The 26,424-nt window shown below is 70.6% G+C and carries 16 protein-coding genes; 10 read left to right on the top strand and 6 right to left on the bottom strand.

The genetic code is table 11. The features are described 5' to 3' along the window. Window positions 1-159: 159 nt before the first annotated feature. Window positions 160-471 (bottom strand): cupin domain-containing protein, encoded by a 312-nt coding sequence (locus WMF45_RS24690; RefSeq protein WP_231865009.1) that lies wholly within the window; start codon window positions 469-471, stop codon window positions 160-162. 328 nt (window positions 472-799) lie between these two features. Between WMF45_RS24690 and WMF45_RS24685 the strand changes: the two genes are divergently transcribed. Then, window positions 800-1,858, top strand: coding sequence for a BMP family ABC transporter substrate-binding protein (locus WMF45_RS24685; protein ID WP_437719582.1), 1,059 nt, complete (start codon window positions 800-802; stop codon window positions 1,856-1,858). Window positions 1,859-2,047: 189 nt separating this feature from the next. Here the strand turns inward: WMF45_RS24685 and WMF45_RS24680 are convergent, their stop codons facing one another. The 5 genes from WMF45_RS24680 to WMF45_RS24660 form a co-directional block, all read right to left on the bottom strand. After that, window positions 2,048-2,722, bottom strand: a complete 675-nt coding sequence (locus WMF45_RS24680) for a cysteine hydrolase family protein (protein ID WP_437719281.1) — start codon at window positions 2,720-2,722, stop codon at window positions 2,048-2,050. After that, window positions 2,719-4,308, bottom strand: coding sequence for an ABC transporter ATP-binding protein (locus tag WMF45_RS24675; RefSeq protein WP_437719581.1), 1,590 nt, complete (start codon window positions 4,306-4,308; stop codon window positions 2,719-2,721). Before WMF45_RS24675 ends, WMF45_RS24680 begins: the two co-directional genes overlap by 4 nt. Window positions 4,309-4,310: 2 nt before the next feature. Next, window positions 4,311-5,006, bottom strand: a complete 696-nt coding sequence (gene biuH / locus WMF45_RS24670) for a biuret amidohydrolase (protein WP_012237046.1) — start codon at window positions 5,004-5,006, stop codon at window positions 4,311-4,313. A gap of 127 nt (window positions 5,007-5,133) precedes the next feature. Continuing rightward, a complete protein-coding gene (locus tag WMF45_RS24665) occupies window positions 5,134-6,063 on the bottom strand; it encodes an ABC transporter permease (protein WP_437719580.1) in 930 nt (309 codons plus the stop codon). Beyond that, entirely contained in the window at window positions 6,063-7,163 is a 1,101-nt protein-coding gene (locus tag WMF45_RS24660) for an ABC transporter permease (RefSeq protein ID WP_437719280.1), read from the bottom strand. The genes WMF45_RS24665 and WMF45_RS24660 overlap by 1 nt, the downstream gene beginning before the upstream one ends. A gap of 492 nt (window positions 7,164-7,655) precedes the next feature. Between WMF45_RS24660 and WMF45_RS24655 the strand changes: the two genes are divergently transcribed. From WMF45_RS24655 to WMF45_RS24615, 9 genes are all read left to right on the top strand, one after another. Continuing rightward, entirely contained in the window at window positions 7,656-8,639 is a 984-nt protein-coding gene (locus tag WMF45_RS24655) for a hypothetical protein (protein ID WP_437719279.1), read from the top strand. Between the two features lie 261 nt (window positions 8,640-8,900). Further along, window positions 8,901-11,312: a GH116 family glycosyl hydrolase gene (locus WMF45_RS24650; RefSeq protein WP_437719278.1), complete on the top strand. Its 2,412-nt coding sequence runs from the start codon at window positions 8,901-8,903 to the stop codon at window positions 11,310-11,312. Window positions 11,313-11,608: 296 nt separating this feature from the next. Then, entirely contained in the window at window positions 11,609-12,889 is a 1,281-nt protein-coding gene (locus tag WMF45_RS24645; RefSeq protein ID WP_437719277.1) for a sensor histidine kinase, read from the top strand. Beyond that, window positions 12,886-13,380 carry a response regulator gene (locus WMF45_RS24640; RefSeq protein WP_437719276.1) on the top strand — a complete coding sequence of 165 codons (495 nt, stop codon included), beginning with the start codon at window positions 12,886-12,888 and terminating at the stop codon, window positions 13,378-13,380. Before WMF45_RS24645 ends, WMF45_RS24640 begins: the two co-directional genes overlap by 4 nt. After that, window positions 13,346-14,584: an ATP-binding protein gene (locus WMF45_RS24635; protein ID WP_437719275.1), complete on the top strand. Its 1,239-nt coding sequence runs from the start codon at window positions 13,346-13,348 to the stop codon at window positions 14,582-14,584. Before WMF45_RS24640 ends, WMF45_RS24635 begins: the two co-directional genes overlap by 35 nt. Before the next feature lie 141 nt (window positions 14,585-14,725). Beyond that, window positions 14,726-20,482: an MG2 domain-containing protein gene (locus WMF45_RS24630; protein WP_437719274.1), complete on the top strand. Its 5,757-nt coding sequence runs from the start codon at window positions 14,726-14,728 to the stop codon at window positions 20,480-20,482. Window positions 20,483-20,485: 3 nt separating this feature from the next. Continuing rightward, the gene (gene pbpC, locus WMF45_RS24625) at window positions 20,486-23,080 is read left to right on the top strand and encodes a penicillin-binding protein 1C (protein WP_437719273.1); all 2,595 of its coding nucleotides are present in this window, start codon (window positions 20,486-20,488) and stop codon (window positions 23,078-23,080) included. Between the two features lie 202 nt (window positions 23,081-23,282). Beyond that, a complete protein-coding gene (locus WMF45_RS24620; RefSeq protein WP_437719272.1) occupies window positions 23,283-25,412 on the top strand; it encodes a sensor histidine kinase in 2,130 nt (709 codons plus the stop codon). Then, window positions 25,409-26,392 carry a Shedu anti-phage system protein SduA domain-containing protein gene (locus tag WMF45_RS24615; RefSeq protein ID WP_437719271.1) on the top strand — a complete coding sequence of 328 codons (984 nt, stop codon included), beginning with the start codon at window positions 25,409-25,411 and terminating at the stop codon, window positions 26,390-26,392. Before WMF45_RS24620 ends, WMF45_RS24615 begins: the two co-directional genes overlap by 4 nt. Window positions 26,393-26,424 lie beyond the last annotated feature (32 nt).

Raw genomic sequence — 26,424 nt, 5'->3', positions numbered from 1 at the left:
GCGTACCTGAACCTCTGTGCCCCGAGAAAGCGAGCGCCGGGGGCACGCTCGCGGTCCGCTCAGGACGTGCCTGCGGCGATGTCGTACCCCGGACCCAGGTCAGGCCGGCGTGGCCTCGGGCGGCGCGCTTACATCAGATGGGAAGATGAATCAGATGAATCAGATGAAGACGACGGGCTGCTCCCAGATCGCGAGCACGATGCAGCCCTCGGCGCTCGAGACGCTGTGGCGGCTGCCCGGGGCGTTCATCACGAGCGTGCCGGCGCGGTGGTGCCCGCGCTCGTCCGACTGCGAGCCTGTGAGCACGAAGATGTGTTCATGGCCTCGATGGACGTGCTGCGGCACGGATGCCCCCGGCGCGTAGCGCAGGAGCGCGGCCGAGGCGCCTGCGTCGCTGCTGCCGTAAAGGCGGTGAATCTCGACGCCTTCCCGGAGGCGCCGCCAGGGGACCGACTCCGGATGAGCGGCCATCGTTGCCACATTCGCAATGATGAATGGCAACTGCACAGGCACGAAATCCCGCGTCGCTGCTGAAAGTGTAGCTGTCATCGCGAATCTCCAGTGTTGATGGAACCATGCCACAGCGCGCGGTGCGCGCTCAACGGTAATTACGCGAAGCGCGCGAAATTCACGCGTGGGAAAAGTTCCAGAAATGAGGAGTCGCGTACACATCCATGGCGTGAAGAGCACACCGAGAACTCCTCTGCTCCCCGCGCTCCCTGGGTTCATCGCGGCCGGCGTGGCGCGGGGGCAGCGCTTCCTCGCCATCCTCCGTCCACTGCTCCTCTCGCTCTCGCTCCTGCCGTCGGCCGGCTGCAGCAAGGAGGGATCGAGCGATCAGCCGCTCACGGTGGGCTTCATCTACGTCGGCCCCAGGGACGACTACGGCTACAACCAGGCGCACGCCGAGGGGGCCGCCGCGCTCGGCAAGCTGGCCGGCGTGAAGACCCGTGAGGAGGAGAACGTCCCCGAGACGGTCGCCGTGCAGAAGACGCTCGAGAGCATGATCAACCTCGATGGCGCGACGGTGATCTTCCCGACGTCCTTCGGTTACTTCGATCCGCACCTCCTCAAGGTGGCGGAGAAGTTCCCGGACAAGACCTTCCTCCATTGTGGTGGCCTCTACGACGGGTCAAAGCACCCGAGCAATGTCGGCAGCTATTTCGGTTACATCGACGAAGCCGAGTACGTGTCCGGCATCGTCGCCGGGATGACGACGAAGAGCGGCAAGCTCGGGTTCATCGCGGCGAAGCCGATCCCGCAGGTGCTCCGCAACATCAACGCCTTCACGCTGGGCGCCCGGAGCGTGAACCCGAGCGTGACGACGGCCGTGATCTTCACCGGCGACTGGTCGATGCCCGTCAAGGAGGCGGAGGCGGCCAACAGCCTCATCGATCAGGGCGTCGACGTCCTGACCGCCCATGTGGACTCGCCCAAGGTGATCATCGAGCTCGCGGAGCGGCGTGGCGCGTTCAGCACCGGCTACCACACGAACCAGGCGACGCTCGCCCCGAAGGGGTACCTGACCGGCGCCGAGTGGAACTGGTCCAAGGTCTACACCGACTACATCACGTTCATCCGCGAGGGGAAGCCGTATCCGCACCTCCTGCGCGGCGGTTTCAAGGAGGGGTACATCAAGATCTCACCCTATGGCCCCGCCGTCTCCGAGGAGGCAAAGAAGAAGGCCGAGGAGGCGAAGGCGAAGCTCACAGAGGGCACGCTCACCATCTTCAAGGGACCGATCATGAACAACGAGGGCAAGGTGGTGATCGCCGATTCGGTCGCGCAGCAGCAGACGGACATCGCGCTCGAGAGCATGGACTACCTCGTCGCCGGCGCCCTCGGCTCAACACATTAGAGTGGTGGCCACCCGCTTCGGATACGGGCCCATCTCGACGTTTTCGGTGCTCAGCGCACGGGAGTGCGCTTCCGCGCCGAAAACGCCGATCTGGGCCCGTCTCCTGTGCGGGTGACCACCGCTCTGGAGCGGGTATCGAGCGGCTGCTCTGGAGCGGGCATCGAGCAGCCGCGCTGGAAGGGGTATCGATCAGAGCGCTTCTAGGACGGCGGCGGCGGGGGCGGTCCAGCCGATGATCGCGCCCTGGGCACGAACCATCTCCAGGGTCGCCGCCTTGAACTCGGGGAAATAGCTCTCGGTGGCGTCCTCGATCAACAGGCACTCGTAGCCGCGATCGTTCGCCTCGCGCATCGTGGTCTGGACGCAAACCTCGGTCGTCACGCCGGCGATGAGCAGGTGGGAGACGCCGAGCGCCGCCAGCCTGGCGTCGAGCCCCGTCCGGTAGAAGGCGCCTTTCCCGGGCTTCGGCACGACGAGCTCCCCGGGCGCCGGCGCGAGCTCGGGCACGAAGTCGTTGCCCGGCTCGCCCAGGACCAGGATGCGCCCCATCGGCCCGACATCGCCGATCCGCATCCCAGGAGCACCCCGGCCCCGCTTCGCAGGGGGGCAGTCCGAGAGATCCAGCCTGTGACCCTCCTTCGTGTGGATGATGGGCAGGCCATGGTCGCGGAACGCGTCGAGCACGCGCCGGACCGTCGGCACGATGCGCTGGAGCCGCTTGACGTCGTTGCCGAGCGCCGCGCCGAAGCCGCCGGGCTCGAGGAAGTCGCGCTGCATGTCGATGACGAGCAGCGCCACGGCGTCCCGATCGGCGACGCGGAAGGGGTACGGCCTCGCCGCGATCTCGAGGGGCCGCGCCGTCATCGGTGCCCCGCCATCGCGCGGCCGATCTCCGCGACGTCGGCCGAAGCGATCGGCGACTCGTGGACGATGCGGCCTTCGCTCATCACGAGGACACGGTCGGCCATGGCGAAGATCTCGTCGAGATCCGCGCTCACGAGGAGGACGGCGGTCCCGCGGTTGCGCGCCTTCAGGATGCGGGAGCGGATCTCGGCCACGGCCGCGAAATCGAGCCCGAAGCAGGGGTTTGCGGCGACGAGGAGCTCGATGTCCTCGTCCATGCCGAGCTCGCGCGCGAGGACGGCGCGCTGCACGTTGCCGCCGGAGAGCTTGCCTATCGGGGCGTCGACCGAGGGCGCCTTGATGGCGTACTCCGCGGCGAGGCGCTCGGCCGACCGCCTCAGCGCCGCCCGGCTCACGCCCCAGCGGAGCCTCGTGAAGGGCGGCCTGTCGAAGACGCGGAACCCGATGTTCTCGGCGACCGACATCGCGGGGACACAGGCGTTGCGCAGCGGCTCCTCGGGCAGGCACCGCACCCGGTGCTTCAGGATCTGCGCGCGCCCGGCGCCGTACGGCTCGCCATGGACGAGCACGCTGCCACCCCGCGCGGCGCGCTGCCCGGCGAGGACCTCGACGAGCTCCTCCTGCCCGTTGCCGGAGACGCCGGCGATGCCGACGATCTCGCCGCGATGGACCGTGAGCGTCACGCCGTCGAGCGCCGGCCGCCCGCGATCGTCGCTCGCGGCGAGCCCCTCGATGCGCAGGACCGGCTCCCCGGCGGGCGCGTCGCCGCGCGCCGCGGAGACCTGCGCCGGCTGCGCGCCGACCATCATCTCGGCCATGGCCGCCGGCGTGAGGTCCTTGACCTTGCCCCGGCCGGCGACCCGGCCGCGCCGCAGCACCGTGACCTCGTCGGCGAACGCCGTCACCTCGCGGAACTTGTGCGAGATCATGAGCACGCTGATCCGCTGCTCGTCGGCCATGCACCGGAGCATCCCGAGCACATCGTCGGCCTCCCCGGGCGTGAGGACCGAGGTCGGCTCGTCGAGGATGACGATCCTGCTGCCGAGGTAGAGCTGCTTCAGGATCTCGAGCTTCTGCTTCTCGCCCGCGGCGAGCGCGCGCACGGTCCGCTCCGGATCGAGCCGGAAAGGCATGCGCTCCATGAACGCGCGGATCGCCTCGCGCTCCTTGCGCCAGTCGATCACGAGGGGGAGCGACGCGCGCGCGAGCACGAGGTTCTCGGCGACCGTCATGTTCATCACGAGGGTGAAGTGCTGGTAGACCATGCCGATCCCCAGCGCCTGGGCGTCGCGCGGGCTCCTGATGGACAGGGCCGCGTCGCCGACCCTCACCTCGCCGGCGTCGGCCTGGTGATAGCCCATGATGCACTTGACCAGCGTGCTCTTGCCGGCGCCGTTCTCGCCGAGGAGCGCGTGGAAGCTCCCGGGCGCGAGGCGCAGCGAGACGTCGTCGAGCGCGAGCAGCGGTCCGAACCGCTTCGTGATCCCCGCGGCGGAGAGCGCCGGCGGCGGCGTGGGGAGGCTGGGCTCCCGGGCGGCGGCGCGGGGCGGCCTCGCCGCGGGGCTCGAGAAGACGCGCGGGTCCATGGTCACGGGAGCGCCTCCAGCAGCGCGGCGGAGGTCGAGACCGCGCCGAACACGCCGTTCTGCATCTTGATCATCTTCAGCGCGGCGGCGTGGTTGCCAGGATCCGTGGCCGCGCAGCAGTCGGAGAGCAGCAGGCACTCGTACCCGCGGTCGTTCGCCTCGCGCATGGTGGTGTGCACACAGACGTCCGTCGTGATCCCCGTGAGGATCAGGTTCTCGATGCGGCGCTGGCGGAGGATGAGATCGAGATCCGTCGCGCAGAACGAGCCCTTGCCCGGCTTGTCGATGATCGGCTCGCCGGGCAGGGGCGCGAGCTCCGGGATGATCTCCCACCCAGGCTCTCCGCGGACGAGCACGCGCCCGCACGGCCCGGGATCGCCGATGCCCACGCCCGTGCCGCGCCCGCCGTCGGTCCGGCGGGAGCGCCACCGCTTGTTCGCCGGGAGGTCGGAGAGGTCCGGCCGGTGCCCCTCGCGCGTGTGCAGGACGTGATAGCCGCGGCGGCGCAGCTCCGCGAGCGCGCGCTGGATCGGCGCGATGCACGCCCGCGTCAGGGAGACGTCGTAGCCGAGCAGGTCGATGTACCCGCCCTTCCCACAGAAGTCGGTCTGCATGTCGATGACGATCAGGGCCGTCGTCTCGGGGCGGAGCGCGCCGTTGTAAGGCCAGGCGTAGGGATCAGCGGCCACGTAGGGCATCGGTCGAGTCCTCCTGTCATTCAGCGTTTCGCTCGTCTCGTACGGTTCGCTCGTCTCGCGGGGCTCGCTCCTTTCGTTCGTTTCGTACCGTTCACACGGCTCGTACAGCGCGCGCCGCCTCGCGCGATCAACGCGCGAGCGTCAGCTCGGCGGGCTGATCGCGCAGGGTCTGGGTCGCGGAGCTCGCGGCGACCATGATGGCCAGCGTCACGATGTACGGCGCGGCGTTGAAGAGGTGGTATCCCCAGGTGATCCCCACGGACTGGAGCGCCGGCCCGAGGGCGCTCGCGCCGCCGAAGAGCAGCGAAGCGAAGAGGCAGCGCACCGGGTTCCAGCGCGCGAAGATGACGAGGGCGACGGCCATGAGCCCCTGTCCGCTCGAGAGGCCCTCGTTCCAGCTGCCAGGGTAGAAGAGCGAGAGGAACGAGCCGCCGACGCCGGCGAGGAAGCCGCCGGCCATGGTCGCGCGCCGCCGGACCAGGTTCACGTCGACCCCCATCGCGCGGGCGCTGTCGGCGCTCTCGCCCACCGTGCGGAGCACGAGCCCGAAGCGGGTGCGGTTCAGCGCCCAGAGCAGGAGCGGGGCGAGCGCGGCCCCGATGAGGAAGAGCGCGTTCACCTGGAGCGCGGAGCGGACCTGGGGGAGATCGCTGAAGAAGCCGAGTGATATCGCGGGCAGGCGGGGCGCCGTCGGCTGGATGAGCGGCTTGCCGAGGAAGAAGGCGAGGCCGACGCCGAAGAGCATGAGCGCGATGCCGACGGCGATGTCGTTGACGCGCGGCTTCGAGCACAGCCACGCGTGCAACGCGCCGAGCGCGGCGCCGATGGCGCCGGCGGCGAGCACGCCGAGCCAGGCAGAGCCCGTGAGGTACGAGACGCCATAACCTCCCATCGCGCCCATGACGAGCGTGCCCTCCAGGCCGAGGTTCACGCGGCCGCTCTTCTCGGTGAGGCACTCGCCGAGGCTCACGAAGAGGAATGGCGTGCTGATGCGGATGGCCCCGGCGGCGACCGCGAGGGGGATGCCCCAGAGTCCGAGCGCAGCTGCGTCGTTCATCATGCCACCGAAGGCGCCGGAGCCGCCTGACGGACCTTGGGCTCGCGGGCAGCGAGGGAACGGCCATAAAGCGTCTCGCTGGCGAGGATCGCGATGAACAGCATTCCCTGGAGCACGCTCACCGTCGCGTCGGGGAGCCGCGCCGTCCGCTGCAGCAGGCCGCCGCTCGCGCCGATGCCGCCGAGCAGGAGGGCGACCGGCATGACCGCGAGCGGGTTGTGCCGCGCGATGAACGCGACGAGGATGCCGGTGTAGCCATAGCCGCTGACCAGCGACGCGTTGGCACGGCCGTGGACCGCCGCGACCTCCACCATGCCGGCGAGCCCGGCGCACGCTCCGGCAAGCGTGCAGGTGAGCACGACGAGGCGCTTGACCGGCAGTCCGGCGAGGAGCGCCGCGCGGACGTTGCCGCCGCTCATCGCCGCGCCGAAGCCGAACGTCGTCCGGTGCATCAGCACATAACAGAGCGCGCAGGCGAGCACCCCGTAGGCGAGGCCCCAGTGGACCTCGAGGCCGGGCAGGCTCCCCAGCGCGTTCTCGGCGCCGATGGAGGCGGTCGAGGGCTTGTTGAGGCTCGCCGGGTCGCGCAGCGCGCCCTCGACGAGGTGGTTCAGGATCGCGATACCGATGTAGTTGAGGAGGAGGCTGCTGATCGTCTCGCTCACGCCGCGGTAGACGCGCAGCGCGCCGGCGAGGCCGATCCAGAGCGCCCCGGCGGCGAGCCCGGAGACGAGCATCGCGGCGAGCACGGCGGCGGGCGGCGCGCCCCACGCCCGTGCGGCCAGCGCCGCCGACGCGGCCGAGAGCCCGCCCATGGCGAGCGCGCCCTCGCCGCCGATGACGATCAGGCCGAGGCGCGCCGGCAGCGCCGTGCAGAGCGCGGTCAGCATGAGCGGCGCGGCCCGAAGGAGGGTGTTCTGAAACGAGAACCACGTGCCGAAGGCGCCTCGGACCATGTCGTGATAGACGCCCAAGGGGTTCACCCCCTGGGCGGCCACGAACGCGCCGAACACGAGGAGCGAGGCCGCGAGGGCCCCGAGGGGGATGGCGATCGCTTCGGTCGTCTCACGCCCGAGCAGCCCGTGCGAGATGACTTTCACGCTGCCGAGGATAAGGCCTCCATTATTTCCACACGTTTTCGGGGAGCTTGCTTGTCGTGACAGGACGGACAGGGAGGGCCCCCCGCGCCGGGACAACCCGCTCCGGCCGGCGAGCGACGCGCCGTTGTCATGACGTGCGACACCCCGGGGGCTCACCGGGTCGAGCGACGCTGTGGTGTGGTGGCCGGGCTGCGATGTGGCGGTAACGCTGCGATGTGGTGGCCGCGGCGACCGCGAACGGTTCGCACAGCGTGGCGGTCTCCGCCTTGCACCCGCCGTCGCCTGCCGGTGAGTTTGCTTGGCGAGCATTGCGTGGACGGCGAAGAGAGCGGCGAGCGCTCGCGCGCCTGAAAGATCTGGGAATGCCGAGGTCCGCGCCGTGCGTCCCCGGCGAGCCTCGTCCCTGTGCCCACGTGCGCGGCGCGCCGCGCGCCGCGCAGAGGACCGCCGATCGATCCCACCCGCAAACCCCTGACTGGAGGTAACGCTGTCATGCGGTTCGAACGAACGATTCTGTTCCTGCTCGGCGCTGGCGTGCTCATGGCGTCTCGCCCGGCGGTGTCGGCGGACCTGACCTGCTCGTCGAGCGCGACCCTGGAGGCGCTCGTGACGTGCATTCGCGATCAGATGCCCGGCAGGGACTCAGGCATCTTCGTCACCCCGAGCTCGACGCAGCTGACCGCGTGGCGGAGCGTCGTTCGCACCATGATGGGCGGCAGCTGCACTATCGTGCTGCCGTCCAGCCTGTCGTCGTCTGCGCGGATCCGGCTCCTCCGCGACGTCAACAATGGACGAAGGTACTGTGTGCTCATGGAGGTCGGCGATCGGAACAGCGACGGGACCGTCGATCTCGGGCTGGGCACGTTCATCGTGGACGCGGCCGCGGAGCGAGAGCTCGCTCATTCGGCGCCGCATGCGACAGCGGACCTGGAGACGGAGATCCAGGCCGTCAGCATCTTCAAGGCGACGAGATCCCGCAGCTTCCTGATGGCCGGCGCTCACCGCGACGCGAGCTTCACCGACAGCGTTTGCCAGAGCTCGACCATGGTCTCGGACGTGGCCCACAACGTGACGAACGCGTTTCACGCGACCTATCTGGAGCTCGCGGCCTTTTATGGATCGAATCCCTGGTGGGGCGTTCAGTGGCATGGCATGGCGAGAGATACCTGCGCGGAGGACGTGTTCGCCTCGCACGGCATGGATGTCGCCCCCGTCCCGGGTGACAAGATACTGGAGCTCAAGCGCAACTTGCTGGCCGAGAAGCCCACCTGGCGGGTCGGCGTTCCCGGCAGCAGCGATTGTTCGCTGAACGCGACGACCAACGTTCAAGGCAGGCTCCTCAACTTCGTTTCGGCGAGCCAGGTCTGTGGTCGCTCCGCCACGAGCTACAGCGGGCGCTTCGTGCACATCGAGCAAGACCCGGCCTTTCGCCTCGCGGACACCTGGATCAATGCGGTCAAAGCCACATGGCCATGAGCGCCGCTCCTCGGCCGCGCGCTGCGGAGCAAGCCTGGCAATGAAAGAGGGATCGTAGGGGTCTCGCTCGCGCGCTGGAGTCGTGCGGGTCGTGGGAGACGCCCTGGAGATTTCGCGCCGCGCTAAAGGCGGCCCGGGTGAACAGCGACGCGCGAAATCAGGTTTCGCCTCGGAAACGACGGAATGTTTCAGCGGTAACGAAGTGAATGCATTGCCATTGGTACGGTGACGTGTGCGCACGATCTGCATATGCTCGCCGTCATGACATTGCCCCTTGTCCCACTACGCTCTCTGGGTGTCGTCGCTGCCGGTGCCGTCCTCGTCGTGGCGACAGCCGCGTCGTGCGGAGGAGGTGGATCGAGCTCGTCCTCGTCGGACGGCGGATCAGGGCCTGGCGGCGCCGGTGCCGGAACATTGACCGGAGCCGGCGCCGGAACAAGCCAGGGCCCTGCGAGCAGCTCGTCGTCAGGGGCGGGCACCGGCGGCGCTCCACCCGCGGTCGGCTCCGGCGGCAGCGAAGGCGGCGGCCCGCCGGCGCACGTGCCGGGCGAGCCGATCTCCATCCCGGCTCAGGCGTGGAGCAGGGGTATCACGGACGGCGTCTACGAGGACGGCGCGCCCATCGGCGGCTTCGGGGCCGGGACGATCACCTGGCGGTTCGACGGCAGGTTCTACAAGGGGCGCCTCGATATCGGGAGCAATGACCAGAACGTCGACAACAACGCGGGCTTCTTCATGTACCAGAAGGCCGAAGGGGGCGACGCGCAGACGAAGCGCCTCGACAAGGACGGCCTGGGCCAGGGGCAGGCGACGTACTCCTCGCTCTTTCCGCGCTCGTGGGTCGATTACCACGGCGCGGCATTCCCCTGCAAAGCGAAGGTCGAACAATACAGCCCCATCATCCCGGGCGACTACAAGAAATCCAGCTATCCGGTCGGCGTCTATCGGTGGGAGATCACGAATCCGACCGGAGCGCCTTGCGACGTCGCCGTGATGCTGACCTGGAAGAACGATCACGGCGGCAATGGCGCCACGGCGCAGACCTCCGGCGACGACGTCGGCCTGGTCCTCACCCGAGGCGGAGGGGCGCCGAACTCCGAGGGACAGGGGGAGTTCACGCTCGCCAGCCGGAACGCGCCGGGCGTGGTCGTCTCGTACCAGTCCGCCGACAGCGTCGCCGCCCTGCAGAGCGAGCTCGCCAACGACGGCACGCTCGCCAACACGACGGGAGGGCACTCGCTCGGGGCGATCGCGTTCAAGGCGACGGTGGAGCCGGGGAAGAGCGCCATTGTGCCGATCGTGCTCGCGTGGGATATCCCGGTCACGCAGGCGGGCTCGGGCGACAGGTGGTACCGCGCGTACACGCGCCACTTCGGGCGGACGGGGAACGCCTCGTGGACGATCGCGGCGGAGGCGCTCGCCGAGCACGAGCCGTGGCTCTGGGCGATCCAGGACTGGCAGGCGAGCGTGCTCGACGACCCCAAGTACCCGGAGTGGCTCAAGGGCGCTCTGTTCAACGAGCTCTATTACTACGCCATCGCGGGCACGTACTGGGAGGCCGGCGCTGCGTCCGGCCAGCCGGACGACCCGGACGAGGACATGTTCACCAGCCTCGAGTCGTACATCTACCCGTTCTACGGGACCTCGGACGTGCGCTTTTACGGCTCATGGGCCCTGTTCTCGCTCTGGCCGGACATCGACAAGCAGGAGGTGCGGCAGTTCTGCGACAGCGTGACGACCATGCGCTCCGACAGGCCGCGCGCGATCGGGACGACCGCGCACGATTTCGGGGACAACGAGAGCGTTTTCCGCAAGTGGAACGCGTACACGTACCGCGACTCGACCAACTGGAAGGATCTCAACTCCAAGCTGGTCCTGATGGTCTATCGCGACTGGGCGCTCACCGGGAAGACCGACAAGGAGTTCCTCGATTACTGCTGGCCCGCCGTGAAGATGGCGATGCAGAAGGTGAAGGGCCAGGACGGCGACGGGGACGGGCTGCCGGAGAGCAACGGCATCGATCAGACCTACGACGACATGGATCTGCACGGCAACACCGCGTACTGCGGAAGCCTCTTCCTCGCCGCCAGCGAGGCCGCGAAGGAGCTGGCGACCGCGGTCGGTGACACCTCGCTCGCGGGCACCTACCAGACGTGGTTCGATCAGGCCAAGGGCGGCTTCGAGTCGAAGCTCTGGACGGGGGCGTATTACAAGATCGACACGGGGAGCCGGGACACGAGCCGGATCATGTCGGACCAGCTCGCAGGCCAGTGGTACGCGCGCGCCCTGGGGCTGCCGCCGATCGTCGACCCGAGCCACGCCGTGTCGGCGTTCACGAAGATCTACGAGAACAACTTCAAGCGGTTCGACGGCGGGACCCGCGGCGTCGTCAACGTCATGACCGCCAATGGCTCGGTCGACGGGACGAGCAACCAGACGCGCGAGTGCTGGGTGGGCACCTCCTGGGGCGTGGTGGCCGGCATGATCCAGGAGGGGCTCGCCGCGCAGGCCGGCGAGATCGGCGCGAGCCTGGTCGACACGATCTGGAAGACCGACGGCCTGTGGTTCCGCACGCCGGAGGCATGGGAGGGCAACGGCAGCATCCGCGCTCCCTACTACATGCGAGCCACCACCGTGTGGGCGGCGAAGCACGCGTACGACCTCAGCCCCTAGACGTCGCCACGAGCGCGCTCCGAGGGCCTCGAGAGAGGTATGGCGAGGTCCTCCGCGTGCTGGCTCCTGCCGCGCGGGGCGACACGAGAGACGTCGTGCCGTCACGGCATCCCAACCGGTAAGCCGCCGAGGCCGGCCGCCGCGCGCGGACGCGGAGTAAAGCCCCGCTCGCCCGGCGCACCGCATGCGCGCGCGCGGCAGGATCTGCGTGCCGCGACTTGGCGCATGTCCGCATGGTCGAGCTCCAGGATGTGGCACTGTTCGTGCTATAATTGTCGGCTCCCATGGATAGGACGATGTCAGATGAGCTCATCGCCTCCAGCGCGGAGCGCGACATCGATGTGCCCCTCGCCAAGCTGCTGGAGGCGGCGCCCGACGCGATGATCGTGGTCGATGAGCGCGGAACGATCGTCTACGTCAACGGCGAGGCCGAGCAGATCTTCGGCTACGCGCGCGAGGAGCTCCTCGGCCGGTCGGTGGACGTGCTCACGCCGGTAGAGCTCCGCGACCGGCACAAGGGCCAGCGGGACCGGTACACCCGGAACCCACACGGCCGGCCCATGGGACAGGCGCTGAACATCATGGCCCGGCGCAAGGATGGGACAGAGTTCCCGGCCGACATCAAGCTGAGCCCGCTCACCACGCCGCGCGGCCTCCTGGTGACGGCCGCCCTGCGCGACATCTCGCTGCAGAGGCAGACCGAGGAGCGGCTCCGCACCTACGCGTGTCACCTCGAGGTGCTCCAGGCCGACATCGGGAGGAAGAACGTGGAGCTCGAGCAGCGCAACCGGGAGCTCGAGCAGTTCGCCTATGTCTCATCGCACGATCTCCAGGAGCCGCTCCGGAAGATCGTGGCCTTCGGCGATCGCCTCAAGGAGCGGTGCAGCGAGGCGCTGGACGAGCGCGGCCGCGATTACCTCGAGCGGATGCAGAGCGCCGCGCGGCGGATGCAGCTCCTCGTCAGCGATCTCCTGGAGTTCTCCCGCCTGACGACGAGGGGCAAGCCGTTCGAGGTCGTGAAGCTCGACCAGGTCGTCCAGGCGGCGCTCTCGGATCTGGAGGTGGCCATCGAGCGGAGCGGGGGGAAGATCGACGTGGGCGAGCTGGCGACGATCGACGGCGACTCGGTGCAGATGCGTCAGCTCTTTCAGAACTTGCTCGGCAATGCGCTGAAGTTCCATGGCAAGGGCGTCCCGCCCCGGGTGAAGATCTGGGGACGCGTGGAAGACGCGGGCGAGGCGGGCGCTCCGGCGATCTACGAGCTCCATGTGGAGGACAATGGGATCGGCATCGATCCGAAGTATTCCGAGCGCATCTTCACGGTCTTCGAGCGGCTGAATCCGCGCGCCGAGTACGAGGGGACGGGGATCGGCCTGGCGATCTGCAAGAAGATCGCGGAGCGCCATCACGGCAGCATTCAGGTGAAGAGCGAGCCAGGGCGCGGCAGCGACTTCGTCATCCGGCTCCCCATGACCCACCCGAGCCGGACCGACGGTGCAGGCAAGAACATGAAGCCACAGCAGGCCGAGGCGGCGCCCGCACGGGCGAGCACGGGGCGCCACGCGGGGGAGACATGACCCTGAGCAAGCGATCCATCACCATCCTCTACGCCGACGATGATCTCGACGACCAGCTCCTCGTCCAGGAGGCGCTCGACGAGGCGCGGCTCCTGAACAATCTGCACTTCGTCAACGACGGCGAGGAGCTCATGGACTACCTCCGCCGGCACGGGCGCTTCGCGGATCCGGAGGTGTCGCCCCGCCCGGGGCTCATCCTGCTCGACCTGAACATGCCGCGGAAGAACGGCCGCGAGGCGCTCGCCGAGATCAAGCACGACCCGGATCTCCGGAGGATCCCCATCATCGTGCTCACCACCTCGAAGGCGGAGGAGGATATCTATCGATCTTACGATCTCGGGGTCAACTCGTTCATCTCGAAGCCGGTCACGTTCGCGGGGATGACCGCGGTCATGAAGGCGCTAGGGAACTACTGGTTCGAGATCGTCGAGCTCCCGCCGGACGTCGAGCACGCGCATGAATACGGGAACGATCAAGGTTCTTCTGGTTGACAACGACGAGGAAGACTGTCTCCTCGTCAAAGACATCCTCGCCGAGGTCCGAGGCACACGCTACGACGTCACGTGGGTGAGCACCTGTGAGGCCGCGCTCGGCGCGCTCAAGGAAGGACGATACGATGTCTGCCTCCTCGATTACCGCCTCGACGGCTGCACCGGCATCGAGATCCTGGAGGCGGTCCACCCACCGGGCTGTGCGATCCCGATCATCATGCTGACCGGCGCGAGCGATCGCGAGATCGACGTCGCCGCGATGAGCGCCGGTGCCACGGACTACCTCGTCAAGGGGCGTATCGACGCGCAGCTCCTGGAGCGCACCATCCGGTATGCGATCGGCCACAAGGCGAGCGAGATCGAGCTCAAGCGGAAGAACCGGCAGCTCGTCCGGATGCACGAGGAGCTCGCCCAAAAGAACGCCGAGCTCCAGCGGCTCAACGAGGAGAAGAACGCGTTCGTGGGGATCGCCGCGCACGACCTCCGGAACCCGCTCGGGGTGATCATGGGGTACAGCGACTTCTTGCTGTTCACCCAGCGTCAGCGCATGAACAAGGAAGAGTTCGAGATCGTCGACAAGATCCGAACGTCGAGCCACTTCATGCTCTCGCTCCTCAACGATCTCCTCGAGATCTCGACCATCGAGTCCGGCAAGCTGAACCTGGACAAGCGGAGCGCCGATCTCGTCCAGCTGGTGGAGGCAAACGTCGGCCTCAACACGGTGCTCGCGAGCCGCAAGAACATGGAGCTCCGCTTCGAGAGCCCGAGCGAGGTGCAGCGGGTGGAGGTGGACACGCTGAAGGTGGAGCAGGTGCTCAACAACCTGATCAGCAACGCCATCCATTACTCCCCGCACGGCACGGTGATCCGGGTCATCGTGCGGTGCGAGGGCGCCGAGGTCCTCATCGCGGTCAAGGACGAGGGGCCCGGCATTGCGCCCGAGGACGTTGGCAACCTGTTCCGGCCGTTCGGCCGCGCGAGCACGATGAGCACCGGCGGTGAGCTCTCGACGGGCCTCGGGCTCGCCATCGCGCGCAGGATCGTCGAGGGGCACGGCGGGCGGATCTGGGTCGAGACCGAGCTCGGCCGCGGGGCGACGTTCTTCGTCTCATTCCCCGTCCCGGCTCCTGTCCCGGAAGCGACCGAGTCGAGCGTGACGGGCAGCGGCGGATCCGCGGCCGCGGGGAGCGCGACGGCAGCGTAGCCGTCGTGCCGCGGCTCCGGCCGCGCGTGGCAAGCGTCACCGGGGGTCGCCGGGTGTGTCTCGCCTGCCACATCACCCGCCCGGATTCCGCCGCGGACTCGCCTCTTGCGCCCGCGGCATCCCCATTGCTGAGTCGCGGCCATGTCCGTCGCTCCGCGCCTCCGATCTGCGCCCGCCGTTCTCGCGGTCCTCGCCCTCAGCCTGGCCTGCGTCCAGGGCGCGCGCGCCCCCAACGTCCCGCCTCGAGGGACGCTCGCGCCCGGCGCGCTCGAGCCGGGCGGAAAGGCCGCGGCAGGGCCGTTCGCGGTGGTGTTCGGCGCGCCCCGCGGGCAGACCACGAGCCCCGCGGAGATCAGCCTCGTCTTCAACCGGCCGATGCGATCGCTCGATCTCGCGGGCAGCGAGGCCGCGGCGCCGGCGGTCCTGAAGCCGTCCGCGCCTGGACGCTGGCGCTGGGTCGGCACGAGCGGCCTCACGTTCGTCCCCGAAGGCCGCCTGCCGCGCGGCACGGAGTTCACCGTCGAGGTCCCGGCGGGCACCCGCGCGCTCGACGGCAGCACGCTGGCCGAGCCGTACTCCTTCACCTTCCGCACCGAGCTGCCCGCGGTCGCGCGCGTCGAGCCCTGGTCGGGCAAGGACGACCTCAGGCCAGAGGCGCGGTTCGAGCTGCGGTTCAACCAGCCGGTCGACACCGCCGAGATCGCGCGGCGCGCGTCCCTCTCGGTGGGCGATCGGAAAGACAAGGTGGCGTTCGAGGTGCGGCGCCCCGACGCGAAGAACGAGATGCTCGCCGAGCTCGTCCCCCGCGCGCCGCTGCCGCGCGACAGCGAGATCGAGCTCGCCGTGGCCGAGGGCCTCCGCGGCCGCGAAGGGCCGCTGCCGGCCGGCGAGGAGCAGCGGTTCACGTACCGCACCTACGGGCCGCTCCGGGCGCTGCGCCCCCAGTGCGATCGCGACACGCCAGGGGGGCGCTGCGCGGCCGACGGCGGGTTCACGCTCGCCTTCTCGAACCCCATCAAGTTCGCGGACGCGAAGCGGGCGATCTCGGTGGAGCCCGCCGTCAAGCTGCTGTGGCCGTCGTGGATCGAGGACGACGAGCCCACGAGCCACATCCCCCTCGGCGGCGCCTTCGCCCCGGGTCGCAGCTACCGGGTGCGCGTGGCCGCCGGGCTGCGCGACGTGCACGGGCAGGCGCTCGCCGGCGTCGTCACCGAGGAGATCGCCTTCGACGATCGCTGGCCCGAGGCGCAGATCGGCCTCGTCGGGAGCGTGTTCGAGCCGGCCCAGCGGCGCGAGATCCCGGTCGTGTCCGTGAACGTGCGCGAGCTCTCGCTCGCGGTCGGCGCGATGACCGAGGAGATGATCCTCGCGCTCCAGGGTGATCCGCACAGCCCGGGGCGCAGCCCGAAGATGGGCGAGATCGCGGCGCTGCCCTCCGGCAAGCAGACGGCCCTGCGCCCGGCCGCCGCGACCAACACGCCGGCGACGCACCTCGTGCGCGCCGCCGAGGTGCTGGGCGGCGAGGGCAAGCGCGGGCCGCTCGCGATCGGGATCAGCTACACCTCCCGGCCCGGGACGCGGCACGCGCGCACCACCTCCGAGGCGGTGATCGCGCAGGTGACCGACCTCGGGATCAGCGCGAAGGTCTCGCCGAGCGGCTCGCTCGTCTGGGTGACGCGCCTGTCGACGGGCGCGCCGGTGCCCGGGGCGCGCGTGTGGATCCGGGCCCCTGGCGCGCCCGCGCCCGCGGCGGTGTCCACCGACGCCGAGGGGTTCGCGGTGGTCCCCGCGACGGCGCGCGGTCCGGAGGCCTCGACGACGCTCGGGCGCAGCGTGGTCTTCGCGCGCGCGGGCGACGACTGGACGTACCGCACGGTCGCCGACTCGCTCAACGGGTGGCGCTTCGGCGCGGCGTCCGACTTCAGCGAGGCGCGCCCGTTCGGGATGATGTTCTCCGATCGCGGCATCTACCGGCCGGGCGACACGGTGCGCGTGAAGGGGATCTTCCGCGAGGAGGGCGCGCGCGGGGCGAAGACGCCGGCCGGCAAGAGCGTCGCGCTCAAGGTCGAGGGGCCGGACGGCGAGGCGCTCGTCTCGCTCTCCCCGACGCTCGGCGCCTTCGGCACGTTCTCGGCCGACGTGAAGATCCCCGAGAGCGCGCGGCTCGGCACGTACAGCCTCGCCGCCACGGTCCAGGGCGGCGAGGCGGGGTGGCCGGACGTGATGGGCAGCGTCGAGGTCGCCGAGTACCGCCCCGCCGAGTTCAAGGTCGGCGTCGAGAGCGACAGGCCGAGCTACGTCCGCGGCGACAAGGCGCGCTGGACCGCGCGCGGCGATTACCTGTTCGGGGCGCCGATGACGAACGCGGAGGCATCGCTCTCCGTGACGCGCGCGCCGGCGTCGTTCTCGCCGCCGGGGATCGAGGGGTTCACGGTCCGCGAGGACGAGCTCACCGACGCGCTGCGGGACCAGGCGCCGCGCGGGTTCGAGGTGCAGAGCGCGCGCGAGAAGCTCGACGCGGCCGGGCAGGCGGCGATCGGCGCGGCGCTCTCGATGCCGGGGCAGCGCGGCACGGAGCTCGTCACGTGCGAGGCGTCGGTCACCGACGTGTCGCGGCAGACGATCGCCGGGAGCTCGACGGCGCTCGTGCACCCGGCCGAGTTCTACGTCGCCCTCAAGGAGCCCGAGCTCTTCGCGAAGGCGGGAGACGTGCTGCGGCCGGAGATCCTCGCGGTCGATCCGAAGGGGGCGCGCGTCGCGCAGGTCGCGGTCCGGGTCGAGCTCGTGCACCGGACGTGGACGCTCGCCCGGGAGGAGAGCGGCAGCGCGTACCGCAGCGTGAGCGCGCCGGTCGACAAGGTCGTCGCGCGGTGCGGCGTCACGACGGCGGCGGCGCCGCGGAGCTGCGAGCTCACGGTGCCGTCGGGGGGCTATTACCTCCTGCACGCGACGGCCAGGGACCGCCGCGGCAACCCCGTCGGCGCCGCGGCCGGCGTCTACGCGCTCGGCGAGGGCGGCGGGGGCTTCGGCGACAGCGACGAGCTCAAGGTCGACCTCGTTCCCGACCGCGACAGCTACGAGATCGGCCAGACGGCGCGCATCATCGTGAAGTCGCCGTTCGCCTCCGCCGACGCGCTGGTCACGGTCGAGCGCGCCGGGATCTCCGCGCACCGGAAGGTGACGCTGTCGGGCGCCATGCCCGTGATCGACGTCCCGATCACGGAGGACCTCCGGCCGAACGCCTTCGTCTCGGTGCTGCTCCTGCGCGGGCGGACGAAGCCGCAGCCCGCGCCGGGGAAGGGCGGGGCGCCTGGGCCCGACGTCGGGGCGCCGGCGTTCCGCCTCGGCTACGCGCCGCTCCGCGTGAACCCGGAGGCGCAGCGGCTCGCGGTGCGCGTCCGCGCCGACAAGGCGGACGCGCGCCCCGGCGATCCGATCCGCGTGGACGTCGACGTCCGCGACCGCGCCGGCCAGCCCGCCCGCGCGGAGGTCACGCTCTACGCCGTGGACGAGGGCGTGCTGTCGCTGACGGGGTACACGACGCCGGATCCGATCCCCGTGTTCGGCGCGCCGCGCCCCCTGAAGGTGGCGACGATCGAGACGCGCGAGGCGCTCGCGCGCGTGCGCAACCCGTTCGCCGACCTCGGCGCCGACAAGGGGCGCGCGGGCGGCGGCGGCGCCGAGGGCGGCACGGGCGTGCGCCGCGATTTTCGCCAGAGCGCCTACTACAACCCCGCGCTCGTGACCGACGCCTCCGGGCAGGTGCACGCGAGCTTCAAGCTGCCGGACTCGCTCACGACGTACCGGGTCATGGCGGTCGTGGCCGCCGAGGACGATCGCTTCGGCTACGGCGAGTCCCGGGTGACGACGAGCCGCCCGCTCATGGCCCGGCCCGCGCTGCCGCGCTTCCTCCGCGCGGGCGACGCGATCGACGCGGGGGTGGTCGTGACCTCGAAGGGGCTCGCGAAGCCGGCGATGGTCGAGGTGGAGGTCACCGCCTCGGGGCTGACGCTCGCGGGCAGCGCCAAGCGCTCGGTCGAGCTCGCGCCGGGCGGGTCGGCCGAGGTCCGCTTCGCGCTCTCGGCGCCGCGGGCCGGCGCCGCGACGCTGCGCTTCCGCGCGACCGGCGGCGGCGCGTCGGACGTTGTCGAGGTGAACCGTGAGATCAAGGCGCCCATGGCGCCGGAAGCCGTCGCGCTCTACGGCGACACCACCACGGCGAGCGCGGAGCGGCTCGGGGACCTGTCGGCGATCCGCGACGACACGGGCGGGCTCACGGTGAGCCTCGCGCCGACCGCGCTCGTGGGCCTCGGCGGCGGCGTGGAGCAGCTCCTCGAGTACCCGTACGGCTGCACCGAGCAGCTGACGAGCCGGATGGTCCCGCTCCTGTCGCTGCGCGACCTCGCGAAGGCGTACGGGATCGCGCTGCCGAAGGACCTCACGGCCGTCATCGGCAAGACGATCCGGGAGATCCTCTCGCACCAGCGCGGGGACGGGGGCTTCGGCTTCTTCGCCGAGTCGGACAGCGCGGATCTGTGGACCACGGCGTACGCGCTGTGGGGCCTCACCGAGGCCAGGCGCTACGGGGTCGCGGTGCCGCCCGACGCGGCGGAGCGCGCGACGTCGTACCTGCGCCAGGAGCTCAACCGGATCGGCGCCGACCCGCTCCTCCGGGCGACGGCGCCGTTCCTCGTCGACGTCCTCGCGGCGAGCGGCGCCCCCGACCCCGGGCGCGCGAGCCAGCTGTTCGAGGAGCGCGACAAGCTGCCGCTCTTCTCGAAGGCGCTCCTCGCGCACGCGATGGTGATCGGCAAGAGCGACAGGGCGTCCGTGGATCAGCTCGTCCGCGAGCTCGAGGGCGCGCTGCGCCTCGACGGGCCGGTCGCGCGGGCCGTCCACAACCACGGCGACGCGTACGCGGTGCTCATGGACTCCGAGGCCCGCACCTCGGCGCTCGTGCTGCGCGCGCTGCTCGCGGCGCGGCCGGCGCACCCGCTCGCGCCGCGGCTCGCGGCGGGGCTGCTCGCGGATCGCCGCGGAGGCACGTGGCGCAGCACGCAGGAGACGGCCTGGGCGCTGCTCGCGCTCGATCAGTACCGGAAGGCGCAGGAGAAGACGGCGCCGGACTTCGACGCGCGGGTGTTCCTGGGGCAGGCGGAGCTGTTCTCCGCGCCGTTCCACGGCCCCACGACGGAGCAGGTCAAGACGTCGATCCCCGCGGCGAGGCTCGCGAGCGCCGCGGGCGCGCCGCTCGCGTTCGCGGTCGACGGGCGCGGCCGCCTGTTCTACGAGGCGCGGCTCCGCTACGCGCGCAAGCAGCTCCCGACGGAGGCGCTCGACCGCGGCTTCTTCGTCGAGAAGTCGCTCCGCGCGCTCGCGCCCGAGGACCTCGCCGCCGTGGTCGGCGGCGCGGCCGGCGCGGCTCCTCCGTCGGTCGCGTTCGCCGGCGGCGATCTCGTGCTCGGCGAGATCGTCGTGGTGACGCCCTCTCCGCGCGACTTCGTTGTCATCGACGATCCGCTGCCGGCGGGCCTCGAGGCGGTCGACGCGCGGCTCGCGACGTCCGCGCGCTCGCTCGACGTCGACGCGGCGGAGGCCCAGGCCGAGGCGGACGACGCCGACGTCGATCAGGACGACCTCCGCGCGACCGGCCGCGTCTACGACCCGAGCCGCTTCGTTCGCGAGATCCGCGACGACCGCGTCCTCTTCTTCGTCGATCACATGGCCGCCGGGATGTACCGGTACCGGTACCTCGCGCGCGCCACGACGCTCGGCTCGTTCGTTGTCCCGCCCGCGCGCGCGGAGGAGATGTACAGCCCCGAGGTCTTCGGTCGGACGGGCGCCGTCACGGTCCAGGTCGGGAGCCGAGGGCCGGACGCGGCGCCGCGTCCGCGCTGAGCCGTGCGCGCGCACTCCCCGGAAGGACCCGGCCGCGCAGGGCGGTGGCTCGCGCGCCTCGGACCGCGCGCGCGGCGGATCCTGCGCCGCGCGGCGCAGATCGCGGTCGCCCTCGCTGTAGCGCCGTGGCTCCTGCTCGCCGCCCTCGCGGCGCTCACGCCGCTCCCGCCGGAGCTCGGGGCGCCCGAGGACCACGCCGTGTCCACGGTCCTGCTCGATCGCCACGGCACGGTGCTCCGCGAGCTCCGCGCCGGCGACGGCGCGCGCGCGCGCTGGCTTCCGCTCTCCGAGGCCGGCGATCGCATCCAGCGCGCGCTCCTGGCCGCGGAGGACAAGCGGTTCGCGCGCCACCCCGGCGTCGATCCGATCGCGATCGCCCGCGCCGTCGGCCAGCTCGCCGCGGAGCGGCGCGTCGTCTCGGGCGGGTCCACGATCACGCAGCAGCTCGCGCGCACGCTCGTCCCGCGCCCCCGCACCGCGCGCGGCAAGCTCGGCGAGGCGGCGCTCGCGCTGCGCATCGAGGCGTCGCTCTCGAAGCGCGAGATCCTCGAGCAGTACCTGAACCGCGTCGCGTTCGGCCCGGGCCTGCGCGGGGTCGAGGCGGCGAGCCGCTTCTACTTCGACAAGCCCACGCGGGACCTGTCGCTCGCGGAGGCCGCCGCGCTCGCCAGCATGCCGCGCGGCCCGGCGCTCTACGATCCGCGCCGCGGCACCGGGCCGCTCGAGCGCCGCAGGAACCGCGTCCTCGATCGCATGCTCGCGGCCGGCCTCGCCGGCGAGGCCGATGTGGCCCGCGCCCGCGCGGAGCCCATCGCGCTCGCCCCGAAGGGGGGCGGCCTCGGCGCGCCGCACCTCGTCCGCGCCGTGCTCGGCGGCGCGCTGGGCACAGGCGCGGGTCTTCCCGCCGAGGGCTCCGGCGCCGCGTGGCCTCGCGGCCGGGCGACCTCGATCACGCTGACGATCGACCGCGGCCTCCAGCGCGAGATCGAGGTCCTCGCGCAGCAGACCGTCCGCGGCCTCTCGGATCGCGACGTCGGCGCGGCGGCGGTGGTGGTGATCGAGAACGCGACCGGCGAGATCCTCGCGTACGTCGGCTCGCACGATATCCAGGACGCCGCCGGGCTCGGCCACAACGACGGCGTCCTCGCGCTGCGCCAGCCCGGCTCAGCGCTGAAGCCGTTCGTCTACGAGCTCGCCATGGAGCAGCTCGGGTTCACCGCCGCGACCGTCCTTCCCGACGTCGAGCTCTCGTTCCCGACGGCGGACGGCAACTACGCGCCGCGGAACTACGACGGCCGCTTCCACGGTCCCGTCCGCCTGCGGGACGCGCTCGCCAACTCGTACAACGTCCCCGCGGTCTGGGCGGCGGCCGCGCTCGGCCCCGAGCGCGTCCTCGAGCGGCTCCGGGAGCTCGGCCTCCGCTCGCTCGATCGGGAGCCGTCGCGCTACGGCGTCGCCATCGCGCTCGGCGACGGCGAGGTCCGCCTTGTCGACCTCGCGAACGCTTACGCCACGCTCGCGCGGGGAGGCCTTTACCTGCCGGTGCGCGCGGTGCGCTCGTTCGCCCCCTCGTCGCCTCCGTCGCCCTCCTCGCAAGCAGCGGCCTCTCCCGTGTCGTCAACGCCCAGCGGTAGCGACGCGCCCGCCGAGCCGCCCGCGTCGCCTCCCGAGCGCGGCGCGCGCGTCCTCGACGCCGCGCGCGCCCGGGTGATCGTCGACATCCTCGCCGACGACCGGGCGCGGCTCGCGTCGTTCGGCGAGGGCAACGCGCTCGATCTCCCGTTCCCTGTGGCCGCGAAGACGGGCACGTCCAAGGGCTTCCGCGACAACATCGCGGTCGGCTTCACGCCCGACGTCACCGTCGCCGTCTGGGTCGGCAACTTCGACGGCTCGCCCATGGGCGGCGTCAGCGGCATCACCGGCGCGGGCCCGCTGTTCCGCGACGCCATGCTCGCCGCCGCGCGCGTCCGGCCGCCGCGCCCGTTCGAACCGCCCGATCCCGAGCAGCTCGCCGAGGTCGAGGTCTGCGCCCTGTCCGGCATGCGGCCGACCGCCGCGTGCCCGCACCGCCGCCGCGAGCTCCTCCCGCGCGGCGACGCCGCGGCGCTCTCGCCGTGCGACATGCACGAGACCGTGCGCATCGATCGCCGGAACGGCCTGCGCGCCGGCGCCTGCCCCGACGCGGCGGTCGAGGAGCGCGTCTTCGAGCGCTACGACGCGGAGCTCACCGCGTGGGCGCGCGCCGCCGGCCGCCCCCTCGCGCCCGACGCGGCGTCGCCCCTCTGCGGCGCGCTCGCCGGGCTCGACGGCGCGCCCGGCGCTCCTCCGACCGGCGCCGGCGCGCGCGTCCGCGTCGCGTACCCGCCCGACGGCGCCCGGTTCGTCCTCGACCCCTCGATCAACTCGCTGCAGGCGATCCGGCTTCGCGCCGACGTCCCTCCGGGCGTGCCCCGCGTGCGCTTCGTGCTCGACGGGCGCCCCATCGAGGTCGGTCCGCCGTTTGCGCTCGACTGGCCGCTCGTCACCGGCGCGCACCGGCTCCGCGTCGATGCGGACGGAGCGGCCGCCAGCGAGGAGATCGCGTTCTCGGTGGAGTGAGCGGCGGGCGAGGGGAGCGCCGACGTCCAGGCGGCTGGCCGAAGGCGCTCACCCCGCTCGGGTCGCTAGCGTGCAGGTTGGAGGAGAGTCGCCGGGCGTTCCCGGCGCGCCGACGTTCCCGTCCTCGCGTAAGAGCACGGTACGCGTCGCTGGACGCCGACCCGACGCTTCGCTAGTTCACACGGGCCGAAGGAACAATTCGATGGAGGAAGACCGGAGCGAGCCGCTTTCGCCAGAGGCGAGGGTCATCAAGATCTTCGAGGAGTGCAACTACGAAGTGCAGCAAGCTGTCGGGCTCGAGCAAGGCTCGACGGATCGGTTTGCGACACCACGCAGCGGGTTCATCCGTCCACGGACCTATTTCCGAGTGCTCCCTCGCTCTCCCGAGGACATGGACTCCACGCTCACCGAGCTCGAGTCTGCTCGTGTGGCCCGGAAGGCCGATCGCGCCATCGCGATCGTGATGAGCGGGCGGCTGCCCGGCGGCTACGCGCCGGATCTCGTGGGTCGTACCAGCAACGTGCTGACCTTCCGGCGCTGGCTGCTGGAGGTCTCGGGTATTGCCGATGACGCCCGACAGCAGGCGTATCGCCATGAGCGCGAACGGGAGCCGATGTACCTGCCCAGGCGTGGGCGGTTGAACGATGGCACGGAAGTTCGGCTGGAGCCTTTCATCGAGACATGGATTGATTCACAGAACCGACCGATGCTCGTCATCGAGGGCCCGCCGAATTCCGGTAAATATACCGCGTTGATGCACGCGATCGGCCGCGCAGCCGTTCGCTTCTCACAGGACCCGGAGAAGGCCAGCCCGCTCCTGGACATCTCTTACACATCCAAGGATGCGATCAGCCGTCTGGCGCTCGATGCAGGCGCGGTTGTGCCGGTGATAGGTCAGCCCTCCCGCTTGAGAGCCGAGTCCATGCAAGAGCAGCGCTGGCGGTGTCTGCTGAGGGCGGGCGAGGACGATGCCCTCGATTTGCCTCCGCGAGGGATTGACGTCGTCCGCGTTTCGCTTGTCCCGCCGTCATCGGACGAAATTACCTCCTGGTTTCGTGAGCGCCTGGGCTCACCCGAGCTCGCCGGCCGGCTCGCACGCGCTCGCGCCGAGAATGATAGCTTTCGTTCGTTGTCCGATGCGTTGCCACATCTGCGACACATGGTGTCCGCTGTCGAGAGCACCGCTCCGATGGAATCGCCTGCGTCGATTGACGCGTGGGTCGCCGCCGTCGTGGTGGCTTACGCGAACGCCCTAGAGCTCCAGGCACGACCGCCTCCGCCGCTCAAGACAGAACTGCGAGATGAGCTGCCGCGGCAGCTCGAAGATCTTGCACTCGAGCAGTTTGCCACAGGCTTGCGCCGGTCGGACCGATTCTCCGTGCCTGGAGGGATGTGGTTGCGATATCCGATGGATCCGCTGCTGACCTGGCTGGACAATGCGCGCAGCGCGTTCAAGAACCCCTTGCTGCGCGACTTTTACATGGCCCGGAAGATTGCTCGCGAGATCAAATCGGGCAACTCCGAGATCCTGCTTCGGTATCAGTTCCCGCCGTTCGTGTTCCTGTTCCTCGCGCTCGTCGCGCCGGAGGTCTCCGCGCAGGTCACTCAAGGCCGGGTCGCTCAGCTTGACGAGAAGGTCCGGAGCGAGGTGGAGCGGAAGCTGCAGCTGACCTTCGCGCATCTCCTCAACCGCCCCGTCGGCATGGTGCGCGCGCGCCTCCGCGAGATCCGCGACGGTATCGGCAGGGAGCGGGTGACCTCCCTGGCTCGGTCCTTTGAACAGATCGAGGAGGAGCTGCGCTTCATTCAGAGCCTCGCGGACCGCACCCGGCTCTGGGAGACCGCGCCCGACGAACCGATCGAGGAGGTCGCTGTGCGGCCGGTGATCGAGGAGATCGGAAGGGAGCTTCGCGCGCGCTACCCGGCGGTGATGCTAGTCGTTGACGTCGAAGCGTCGGTCCGCGTGCGCGCGATGCGCGACGCGCTCCGCGAGGTGATGCAGTGCCTGATGGAGAACGCCTTCCACGCCGCCATGGTGGACGCCAGCGACCGAGCGCCGTGCGTCAGGGCGGTCACTCGCCAGATCGGTGCGGTGATCCGCATCGAGGTCCGGGACAGCGGGGGCGGCGTGCCGCCCGAGGATTGGCAGCGCGTCTTCGAGCCGCTCGTCACGACGAAGCGGGGCGGGGCCGGGAAGCCGCGCGGCACTGGCCTCGGGCTGCCCATCGCCCGCCGCTACGCCGAGCACATGCACGGGCAGGTGGGGCTAGACGAGACGGCGTCCGAGACGTGTTTCTATGTGGACCTCGTGGCATGGAGCGGAGGCGTATGAGCGGCAGGCAAGCAAAGCGCGTCCTCATCGTGGAGGACGATGAGACGAACGCCGAGGCAGCGGTCGAGTGGCTGCGGGCGCAGCACTACGAGGTCGAGCGAGCCTCGTCGGCGGAGGACGGCCTCGCCGTCGCCGAGCGCTTCCAGCCCGATGTCGTCGTGCTCGACCTGCAGATCCCATCGAGGCCAGGGCGAGCGGACGAGCACACCGACCATGGCCTCCGCGTGCTGGACGCGCTCCTTCGCGCCGAGCCGTTCCGACCGGTCGTGGTCGCGACGGCTCACAGCCGGAACCGCGAGTTGATGCGTCAGGTGATGCAGCGCAACCGCGGCGGTCACTTCCTATTCAAGGACGACGAGGACCTCCGCGCGGCGCTCCTCCGCGCCGTCGCGGTGGCGCTGGAGAGCCCTGCCTATGTCGCTCGTAGCACGGTGCGAGCTTTCGAGGAGCTGATCGCGCGGAACCCCCGGGAGGAGGAGATCCGGATCTTTCTCCGGAAGAGCTGGCGCGTCCTCCTCGGACCTCGGTACCGGGAATGCCATTCCCCGTACGAGGTCGATCGCGGCGTCAAGGTGGATCTGCTCTTCGTCCGGCACGACGGCTTTCCCGACATCTGGGAGCTGAAGCGCCCTGATCAGCAGGTCTTCAAGGAATACGGCGACCGGCTTCACCACAGCGAGGAGTGCGCGCGAGCCATCGGGCAGGTCATGGAGTACATCGACCTCGCCGAAAAGCAGACCGGAGGGCAGGTGAGCTACGAGGTTCGCAAGAACCTGCGCGTGTCGCTGCACCGGCCGCGCGGCTTCGTGGTCATCGGCAGGACCGGAAGCCCGCAACTGCGGGACCGCCTGGCCCTCGACAACAGCTTCATGGCGGGAATCACCTTGATGACCTACGACGATCTGATCGAGGAGGCGCGGGACGTGCTGATGTTCCTGCGCGACTACCGCAATGGCGGCGGGGAGGCCCCCTCCGTGTGAGCGTGGCCTCCCCACGCGGGGGCCCGCGTCGC

Source organism: Sorangium sp. So ce448 (genome assembly GCF_051520915.1).
GTDB lineage: Bacteria > Myxococcota_A > Polyangia > Polyangiales > Polyangiaceae > Sorangium > Sorangium cellulosum_B.
Note: the sequence above shows the minus strand (reverse complement) of the source record. Positions and strands in the feature narration are given on the sequence as shown.